The organism is Nostoc sp. CHAB 5715, from assembly GCF_020829685.1.
Classification (GTDB): Bacteria; Cyanobacteriota; Cyanobacteriia; order Cyanobacteriales; family Nostocaceae; genus Nostoc.
On sequence record NZ_JAIVFR010000175.1, the window covers coordinates 1 to 9,658 of the forward strand.

General features: G+C 42.5%; 8 protein-coding genes and 2 pseudogenes. 6 read left to right on the top strand and 4 right to left on the bottom strand.

What is annotated here, in order from left to right; all coding sequences use genetic code 11:
- Positions 1-195: 195 nt before the first annotated feature.
- A pseudogene (locus LC574_RS11835) lies at positions 196-641 on the bottom strand (Uma2 family endonuclease).
- Positions 642-713: 72 nt separating this feature from the next.
- On the opposite strand from LC574_RS11835, the gene shc reads away from it, so the two are divergent.
- Positions 714-2,624 carry a squalene--hopene cyclase gene (gene shc / locus LC574_RS11840; RefSeq protein ID WP_229453707.1) on the top strand — a complete coding sequence of 637 codons (1,911 nt, stop codon included), beginning with the start codon at positions 714-716 and terminating at the stop codon, positions 2,622-2,624.
- A 134-nt stretch (positions 2,625-2,758) separates the two neighbouring features.
- Positions 2,759-2,992: a hypothetical protein gene (locus LC574_RS11845; protein ID WP_229453700.1), complete on the top strand. Its 234-nt coding sequence runs from the start codon at positions 2,759-2,761 to the stop codon at positions 2,990-2,992.
- A 117-nt stretch (positions 2,993-3,109) separates the two neighbouring features.
- On the opposite strand, the gene LC574_RS11850 is transcribed toward LC574_RS11845, so the two are convergent.
- From LC574_RS11850 to LC574_RS11860, 3 genes are all read right to left on the bottom strand, one after another.
- On the bottom strand, positions 3,110-3,559 hold the full coding sequence (locus tag LC574_RS11850; RefSeq protein ID WP_229453701.1) for an orange carotenoid protein N-terminal domain-containing protein: 450 nt from the start codon (positions 3,557-3,559) through the stop codon (positions 3,110-3,112).
- A 772-nt stretch (positions 3,560-4,331) separates the two neighbouring features.
- Complete coding sequence (locus tag LC574_RS11855) at positions 4,332-4,823, bottom strand: orange carotenoid protein N-terminal domain-containing protein (protein WP_229453702.1); 492 nt, start codon at positions 4,821-4,823, stop codon at positions 4,332-4,334.
- Between the two features lie 366 nt (positions 4,824-5,189).
- Positions 5,190-5,588 carry a DUF6335 family protein gene (locus tag LC574_RS11860; RefSeq protein WP_229453703.1) on the bottom strand — a complete coding sequence of 133 codons (399 nt, stop codon included), beginning with the start codon at positions 5,586-5,588 and terminating at the stop codon, positions 5,190-5,192.
- 463 nt (positions 5,589-6,051) lie between these two features.
- On the opposite strand from LC574_RS11860, the gene LC574_RS11865 reads away from it, so the two are divergent.
- From LC574_RS11865 to LC574_RS11880, 4 genes and pseudogenes are all read left to right on the top strand, one after another.
- Complete coding sequence (locus LC574_RS11865) at positions 6,052-7,149, top strand: DJ-1/PfpI/YhbO family deglycase/protease (protein WP_229453704.1); 1,098 nt, start codon at positions 6,052-6,054, stop codon at positions 7,147-7,149.
- A 223-nt stretch (positions 7,150-7,372) separates the two neighbouring features.
- Entirely contained in the window at positions 7,373-8,071 is a 699-nt protein-coding gene (locus tag LC574_RS11870) for an SRPBCC family protein (RefSeq protein ID WP_229453705.1), read from the top strand.
- Positions 8,072-8,185: 114 nt separating this feature from the next.
- Positions 8,186-9,355 (top strand): zinc-dependent alcohol dehydrogenase, encoded by a 1,170-nt coding sequence (locus LC574_RS11875; RefSeq protein ID WP_229453706.1) that lies wholly within the window; start codon positions 8,186-8,188, stop codon positions 9,353-9,355.
- Between the two features lie 62 nt (positions 9,356-9,417).
- A pseudogene (locus LC574_RS11880) lies at positions 9,418-9,658 on the top strand (hypothetical protein); the annotation flags it as partial.

Sequence of the window (9,658 nt, forward strand, 5' to 3'; positions counted from 1 at the left end):
ATCATGTCCGACTTAGTACTTAGTCAAAAGCGAGCGGAGCGTGGCAATCCCAAACCTTTGCGATTGCTTCATTCCACTTCGTTGCATTCGCAATGACATATCGTAAGTGATTTGCCGAACTTGATATAATACGAAGTTGCCAAAGCTTTCCAGAAATTTTGCGGGCATGGTGTTACGAGATTGATAGAACTGGGGCTATTCGGTTAGCCAACTGAAGAGTTTACCAATAGTGAGGCTGAAGGATTCGGCAAAGGGTGGGACGGGTAAGCGATCGCTCTCTTGCTCATAGACAGCGATGGTGCGTAGGCGAAGCCCGCCCTAGGCATCGCCAAAATAAACAAACACAAGTTCCTCTTCTGGGTCAATCAACCATCCCATTTGGGTGCTGTGGGCGAGGCTGTGGAGGATGTTGCGGATAACTTTGCTTTGGCTTTGGTCGGGGGACAGGATTTCTATCGTCCAGTCGGGTGCGATCGCAAAATTATTCGACACTTTGCCGTTCTGATCGCGGGGAATGCGTTCCCAAGTGAAGACTGCAATATCAGGAACAATTGACCGTCTATAAATTCACTGGCAGGTTTGGTTTCCGGCAGCTTGAGAAATTCATCGAGGGTCAAGGGTTTGGCAGGAGTTTGAACCATTGCCGTTTGGGGTGGTGGGTTGTGAGTATTGTATCGTTATGCTTAAACGGGTTCGAGGTTAAATAGTATTTGATGCAAACACAAGACAGGGTAAAAGTCAACCAAGTCGCAACGGCGATCGCAGCCAGTCAACAATATTTGCTTTCGATTCAAAATCCCGACGGTTACTGGTGGGCAGAGTTACAATCCAATGTCACCATCACTGCTGAAGTCGTTCTTTTGCATAAGATTTGGGGAACAGACCAAGGCAGACCTTTAGACAAAGTTGCAGCATACCTGCGTCAAGAGCAACGGCAGCATGGTGGTTGGGAACTTTTCTTTGGTGATGGCGGAGAACTTAGCACCTCGGTTGAAGCCTACATGGCGTTAAGGCTGCTAGGTGTACCAGCAACCGATCCAGCGATGATTCGGGCGCGAACGTTTATTCTCCAACGGGGTGGTATCAGCAAAACTCGGATTTTTACCAAATTGCACCTAGCCTTAATTGGCTGCTACAACTGGCGCGGTATTCCCTCGCTACCACCTTGGGTGATGTTGTTGCCAAAAGCTTTCCCAGTCAATATCTACGAAATGTCTAGCTGGGCACGTTCCAGCACAGTACCATTACTGATTGTGTGCGATCGCAAACCTGTTTTTATCACCGATCCAACTATCAACCTAGATGAGCTATACGCTGAAGGTGTTGATCGAGTCCGGTGGGAATTACCCCAAACTGGCGATTGGACAGATTTATTCCTCACCCTTGATCGGGGGTTCAAGTTGGCAGAAAGTCTGAATTTAGTACCCTTCCGTGAAGAAGGCATCAAAGCCGCCGAAAAATGGATTTTAGAACGCCAAGAAGCTACAGGTGACTGGGGTGGGATTATTCCGGCGATGTTAAATTCAATGCTGGCTTTGCGGTGTCTGAATTATCACCAAAGCGATCCCATTGTAGAACGAGGTTTGCAAGCAATTGATAACTTTGCCATTGAAACAGAGGATAGTTACCGAGTTCAACCTTGTGTTTCACCCGTCTGGGATACAGCTTGGGCGATGCGTGCTTTAGTAGAATCTGGCTTTGCACCAGATCATCCCGCCGTGGTGCAAGCTGGAGAATGGTTGTTGCAAAAACAAATTTTAGACTACGGAGATTGGGCTGTAAAAAATCGTCAGGGAAAACCAGGGGCTTGGGCATTTGAGTTTGAAAATCGCTTTTATCCCGATGTAGACGACTCGGCTGTGGTGGTGATGGCTTTACATTTGGCGAAACTCCCCAACGAAAAAATCAAGCAGGCTGCGATCGCTCGTGCCTTAAACTGGATTGCATCTATGCAATGTAAACCAGGCGGGTGGGCTGCTTTTGATTTGGATAACGATCAAGATTGGCTTAACTCCATCCCTTATGGCGACTTGAAAGCGATGATTGATCCAAACACCGCAGATGTTACGGCTAGAGTCGTAGAAATGCTTGGTGCTTGTGATTTGTCAATTGATAGTTATAATTTAGAGCGATCGCTTACTTATCTTCACAGCGAACAAGAAACCGAAGGCTGTTGGTTTGGTCGTTGGGGTGTAAATTATATCTACGGCACCAGTGGCGTTTTATCAGCCTTGGCGTTAATTGCTCCTCAAAAGCATAAACTCAGTATAGAACGAGGAGCAGCTTGGTTAGTCGGATGTCAAAACCCAGATGGAGGTTGGGGTGAGACTTGCCGCAGCTACGACGACCCCAGTCTCAAAGGAAAAGGAAATAGTACTGCATCTCAAACTGCTTGGGCTTTAATTGGCCTCTTGGCAGCAGGTGAAGCAACTGGTAAATTAGCTCTTGGTGCCATTGAGCGGGGAATTGCCTACCTAGTGGCAACTCAACAGCCAGATGGTACTTGGTTTGAGGCTGACTTTACAGGTACTGGCTTCCCCTGCCATTTTTATCTCAAGTATCATCTGTATCAACAATACTTTCCCTTAATCGCACTAGGTCGTTATCAAGCAGTTTTGCGTTAGTGGAAGGAGGAAGGGGGTAGGGGGAGCAGGGGGAGATGAGGGAGCAGGGGGGGCAGGGGGAGCAGGAGGGAGAATAATTTGTAACTGTAATTTAACGTGAGTCTCCAAGGGAGGCGCACGTTAAATTAAGATTCGTGGACGAGTCTTTTTTACTCGTGAATGAGTCTTTGATACTCGTGAATGAGTCTTTTATACTCGTGAATGAGTCTTTTATACTCGTGAATGAGTCTTTTATACTCGTGAGCGAGTCTTTTTTACTCGCCTCCCCTGCCCCCTCATCTCCCTCATCTCCCTCATCTCCCCCTGCCCCTTGCCCTCTTCTAGAGTTTGCTAAGGACAAAAGCGGTAAGAAATCCAAACACAGTTAAAACCCCTACGACAGATGTGGTTCAAATACATGAAAACTGCTGTAAAAACAGAAGTTTCCCAACTTTTAAACATAAAGGTGAGGCTATGCCCCACCTACGGTTCCTAACTCAAAACTATTACAGCACCTGCTTGAAGAAATTCACTAAATCCTCAATGTTGGGTGTGTGAAGTAAATCTATTACTTCTGTAGCTTTTTCAGAAGGTATATAGTCATCTGGTACGCCGATGATTGAAGTTCCCAAGTTTTGGGCTAATTGATACCAAAAAGCCAATTTCTCATCAGCATTTATTGAAGCGTACTCTTGAGTAGGAATTCCTGTTTCTCCTACTTCATCTTGGTTTAGCAGCTGACGCAAAGCAAACAACTGTTCTGCTTGTGGAAGGTTTTGAATTTGTGCAACTAAATTTGCAGTCTTTTCATTTGGTACATTATTGAGGCAGAGCGACGGAATTTCATCACAAATTTCAGTGTAAAGTAAAGCTAGGACAGTCAAGCGATCGTCTGTATCCAAACTCTGAAATTTCGATACACTTTGTTCTAAAAAATTGACGTTCGTAGAAGTCATAAACACCTCAAAGTAATTAACTGCTTAATTAACTAAAAAAATCTCGATTTAACTTTATAGAAAAAGCTATATAAAATATACTCTTAATATAAAGTAAGCATATTTAAACCAACCAAAAGACAGATTAATTCAACTATAATTACTTTTAATATATCGAGTACAAAACAAAGAGCGTTACGACTGTCAGGTGCAACTGGACTAAGGACATACATAAACACAGAGTTTTAGTTTTTACTCTGTGTTTATTTATCAAAAAAATGAAAACGCCAGTCATCAAAATTTGGCTTGATATTAAGCGACTGGCGGATATAACACCCTTGCCCTTCTCATAAGAACAATGCTGCATATCGCAGGCTAGAGTTGGAACGCTACGCTAACACCAATCGCCTATAGTAATCCGCTTTGATTTTTGAAATTATTTGCGTAGGCGGGGAGTAGGGAATAGGGAGTAGGGAGTAGGGAATCAGGCTTTTCGAGGTGTACGGTGTTTATTCAAAAATCAAATAGGAATCCTATATATCTGGCAAAGAGTAAAGGTATTCTGATTCCTGAATTCTTCTACTACAACCAAATGAACTTGGTATAAAAGGTAGTAGCCTCAAGCACCCTAAAAACCAATACGCTTGGGTTAGCGCCAAAAACCTTAAATTGTGTAGGTTGGGTTGAGGAACGAAACCCAACATTTCCGGGGCTTTGTTGGGTTGCGCTTTGCTTAACCCAACCTAAAATTTTCCACAAAGCCAAGCGTATTGCCCTAAAAACTTCAAAAGTGCTAAATTTCAGCACCTGGTTTTGCTTCGGCGCCCATTGGCGAAACATAATCACGGAAAAGAGTAATCTGTTGCTCAAACTCTAATCCTTGAATTCTGCCAAACAACTGTTGAGATTCTGAGGGAAGTTGATACTCAGAAGGTACAGTAATGATAGTACCATCATCCATACCTTGAGATAATCGATACCAAAATAGTAGCTTAGTGGTATCACCTAAAGAACCATATTCACGAGAAATTAGGGTATCTACTTTATTAATCAAGTCACGCTGAACTTGTAATTGTTGTTCGTGAGATAGTTCTTTAACTTGATTAAACAAACCTTCAGCGATTTCTGGGGAAACAGTGCTAGCACCAGGAGCGGCTGGCGTAATTGACTTACCTATTTCTTTGTAAATGAACCAAAACAAAGCCAGTTGTTGATCCACACCCAACTGTTGCCAAGCTTGAACATGTTCACGAATAGTTGGATCGCCAGTTTGTGTAAATGTCATTATTAACTCCAATTGCAATTAATTGATTTCATTAGCAAGGTTATCAAATGTACATTTAGGGTTTTACCCTACTGAAGACAGATGTATTGAAATCATAAAGAAGAAGAATTATAAACAAAACATAAATCGGGCAAACTTTAGTCCTGCGTTAGTTAGAAGTATTACAGTTAGATCAAAACCCAAAAGAATGCTTACTTTTGGCAAGGTAAAGGAGTTAGCAATGGGAATGCTATTAAATTGAGATATTACCCTGAGGTATTTCGGTAGATAGATGTTAATTTTTTTGTGACAGTGCTTAGAAAAGCACTGCCCAATTCAGCGACATTAATTTATTAACGGCGACATCCAATTTTGCTTTTATTTAGCTTATTCTCGCCGCTCTTGATAATCTTCAGAAGACTTCGGATCTAACTCCCAGCGAGAATCGTCACGCTCCTCTAAAATTTCGTTGGTACGCAAAAACGCAAAATCATCCATTTCTAAACCTACTGCTGCTTCTAGCTCCTCAGTTACATTTTGATCGGGTGTAGCAGCGGTACCACCAACAGCTTCATCCCCAACTGCATCTGCATCTTGCCAATAAGCGTCAACATCGCCACCAGTAAGTTCAGGACTAGTTTCTGTGTACTCGTGTTTTTCTGCTCTCATTGAGCGCCCACCAATATTGTATCCCGGCAAGTCTTTCACACCAGTACCGTAGGATTCGGTAATTTCCTGTGGCAAATCATTGGTTTCAATTTCGTCATTATGATTTTTTTCTGCCATGATACTAGCCCTTTTGTGCTTTCTCACAATAACGTTTTATTGTCACCCAGTTGTCTAACTAGAGATGTATAGCTTTAGTAATAAAAGAATCTATCCCCTTGGTACGAAGCTCAACTAGCGATCGCGCCATACTATGTAAATATGAATTCATGGTCAAGCAACTTGTAGTTGAAGTTTTTAGTTATGAGTTAGGAGCTATAAAACCGAAATTATTCAGTAGCCAAGTTCTCACTCATAACTATTTTTTTCTTCTTAAGCAAAAATAAAAACTTAAGTTTAGCCATTTAACTTTGCACGCCCAATTTTATCACGATTACGAAGAACTGTTTGGGACTTAACCAACAAGTTAATTTCTTGCATAGTAGCCAAAAACAAAAATTCTCAGGGAAAATTCGGCTGTTTAACTGTGCTAGTCGATAATTGTACCTAGTTAAATACTAGAAATAAACAGGTAATACAATCAATGACTGACCATAACAATTATTCCGGTAATAAAAAAGTTGCCATTCTCATTGAACAGGCAGTAGAGGATGCAGAATTTACAGTTCCTTATAATGGACTAAAACAAGCGGGAATGGAGGTAGTAGTCCTCGGTTCCCGAATGAATGAAAAATATAAGGGTAAACGCGGCAAACTTAGCATACAAGCTGATGGTACTACCACAGAAGCGATCGCAGCCGAATTCGATGCGGTCATAATTCCCGGTGGAATGGCTCCCGACAGAATGCGGCGGAACACCAACACAGTACGTTTTGTCCAAGAAGCCATACAACAAGAAAAATTAGTCGCTGCTGTTTGTCATGGGCCACAAGTTTTGATTGAAGGCGACTTGCTCAAAGGTAAACAAGCCACTGGTTTTATTGCTATTGCCAAGGACATGATTAACGCTGGCGCAAAATATCTAGATGAGCCGGTGGTAGTTGACGGAAATTTGATTACATCCCGTGAACCGGGAGACTTGCCAATTTTTACTACAGCGATATTAAGCCGTTTGGGCTATGGTGGCAAAGATGCTGCATTACCAAATGAAAAAGACAAAAGTGCTGAATGGTGGAAACTGGCTGATGCTTGGGGTGGCTCAACTAAAGGTGAGATCAACAAAGGTTTAAATAATGATCTTGCTGGTGAACGCTATTCACTAGAAGCATTTGAAAATTACTTGCAAAAAGAATCAGATAGGGAAGTTAACTCAGTCTTTCAAGAAATAATTGCTAATAAACAGCGCCACATTCAAAAACTAGAAACATATCTTCAGTTATTGGGCGAAAAACCCTCTTTAGGTGCAAATATTGCTAATCAGTATGCCAAGGTGAAAACTGCCTTGACAGGAAGTGATGACATATATCAATTACGTTCTGCTTTAGGGGATGTGCAAACTGGTATCGGCGATATTGGCAATTTGTCTCCAATGTTCACTGACCCAGTAGCAACTGCTATTTTCAAAGAAATTTACCACGATTTATTGAAATACGAACAGCGATTAGTAGAGTTGTATCGGGCGCGGATAGGCGGTCAGATTCAGCCTCCTAAGCCGACTACAGGGGCTGCTGTGTCAATGTAGAGTTTTTTAAACGTAGACAGCTACCGCAGAGGCGCAAATAAGCTGTTAAGCATTTAATTTGCACATTGAGGCCGCAGGGGGGCAGGGAGCAAGGGAGAGGGTTTGCAGCTTTTTTTGACAATGAAAATAGTGCAACTTGTAGGCGCGGCAGCTTAACACACAGATAAAAAGAAGATAATATTTGCGCCTCTTTGGTGAATTTACAGTGATGGAGATATAAAAAGTGACTTCAACATCAGGGGATAAATCAAGTACAAATCAGACTGAAGCTAGTGAAGTAGAGCGTTGGGCATCCCTTATCGGTGGTGGTGCGATGGTGCTGATGGGTTTAAGGCAAGGTTCATTGCGGGGAGCGCTGACAGCTTTAGCAGGTGGCGGTTTGGTTTATCAAGGTGCAACGAAGCAAAGCACAATCCAGAAAGCACAAGAAGCAATAGGGATAAACCAACCCATCAAAGTTGAAAAGACGGTAACAATTAATAAATCGGCAGAAGAATTGTATCGCTTTTGGCACGACTTTGAGAATTTACCGACATTTATGAAGCATCTTAAATCTGTCAAGGTGCATAACGAAAAACGTTCTCATTGGATTGCCAATGCACCTTTGGGTAACAGCGTAGAATGGGATGCAGATATTCTCGAAGACCGGGAAAATGAATTTATTTCTTGGGCTTCTGTAGAAGGTGCAGACGTTGATAATTCTGGTTTTGTTCGCTTCAAAAAAGCACCAGGCGATCGCGGCACGGAAGTTAAGGTTGTTTTGGAGTATAACCCCCCCGGTGGAGCATTGGCAGCTACCGTAGCTAAACTTTTTGGTGAAGAACCAGAACAGCAAATTGGTGATGAATTGCGCCGCTTCAAAATGCTAATGGAAGCAGGCGAAATTGCCACCACCGAAGGTCAACCAAGTGGACGCAAGTAGTTATTTGTTCTTTGTCCTTTGTCATTTGTCTTTTGCCTAAAGCAAATGACCAATGACTAATGACCAATGACTAATGACCAATGACTAATGACCAATGACCAATGACTAATAACTATGAAAGCAGTCTGCTGGAACGGTGCTAATGATGTACGGGTACAGTCGGTACCAGATCCGACAATTCTCAACCCGCGTGATGCAATTATTAAAATTACTTCCACGGCGATTTGTGGCTCCGATCTACATATATATGGTGGCTATATTCCCACAGTGCAACAGGGTGACATTATCGGTCACGAATTCATGGGGGAAGTCGTGGAAATTGGTAAGGGAGTCAACAATTTAAAAATAGGCGATCGCGTAGTTGTTCCTTCTACAATTGGCTGTGGTAATTGCCATTATTGCCAACATGATATGTGGTCATTGTGCGATAATTCCAATCCCAAAGGTTGGATTCAAGAAAAATTATTCGGCAATATCACCTCAGCCATTTATGGCTACTCCCACATGTTAGGTGGTTATGCAGGCGCACAAGCAGAATATATCCGTGTACCCTTTGCTGATGTGGGTGTCGTCAAAGTTCCGCCAGATTTGCCAGATGAGATGTTGTTATTCATCTCCGATGCTATTCCCACCGGTTATATGGGTGCAGAATTATGCGATATTCAACCGGGCGATACCGTAGCCGTTTGGGGTTGCGGTGCTGTTGGACAATTTGCGATGATTAGCGCCTATATGATGGGAGCAGAAAAAGTGATCGCTATAGATCGCTTTCCCGAACGCCTGGAAATGGCGAAAAAGTTTGCCAAAGCAGAAGTGATTAACTACGAAGAAGTTAATGCTGGCGAAGCGTTGAAAGAGATGACTGGTGGCCGTGGCCCCGATGCTTGCATCGATGCCGTTGGTTTAGAAGCACACGGTGTTGGTTTAGAAGACTTCTACGACCAGACAAAACAAAAGCTCAGATTGGAAACCGACCGTCCCCACGTTCTGCGGGAAATGATGGTCGCCTGTCGTAAAGGCGGGACTCTTTCAATCATGGGTGTTTATGGTGGTTTTGTAGACAAACTACCATTTGGTGCAGCCTTTAATAAAGGTCTAACTTTTAGGATGGGACAAATGCATGGACAAAAATATATGCATTCATTATTGCAGATGATTTTGGATGGAAAACTTGATCCATCTTTTGTTGTCACCCATCAATTGCCTTTAGAACAAGCACCCCACGCCTACCACATCTTTCAACAAAAAAAGGATAACTGCATCAAAGTTGTTCTTAAACCCTAAATAGTGAATAATGATTTAGGGTTTTGAATTGTCCACCCAACATAATGCAATTGAGGTTTTTTATGAATCGAGTAATTTCTTGGCTGCGGAATATTCGTATTTCCCAAATTGTTGTAGTTTTCCTGGTAGGATTTATGTTTTTACTGGGTCAAGCTTTTACCTACGTTAATGTAGCACAAGCTGATGTTACAACTCCAGAGGGTACTTATTATAAAGGAATACCAGACGGGCAAGGTGAAATCAGAAACGATAACCAAACAACAAATACCCAAAATCCATTAAAAAGCCTCAATTGCATTATGT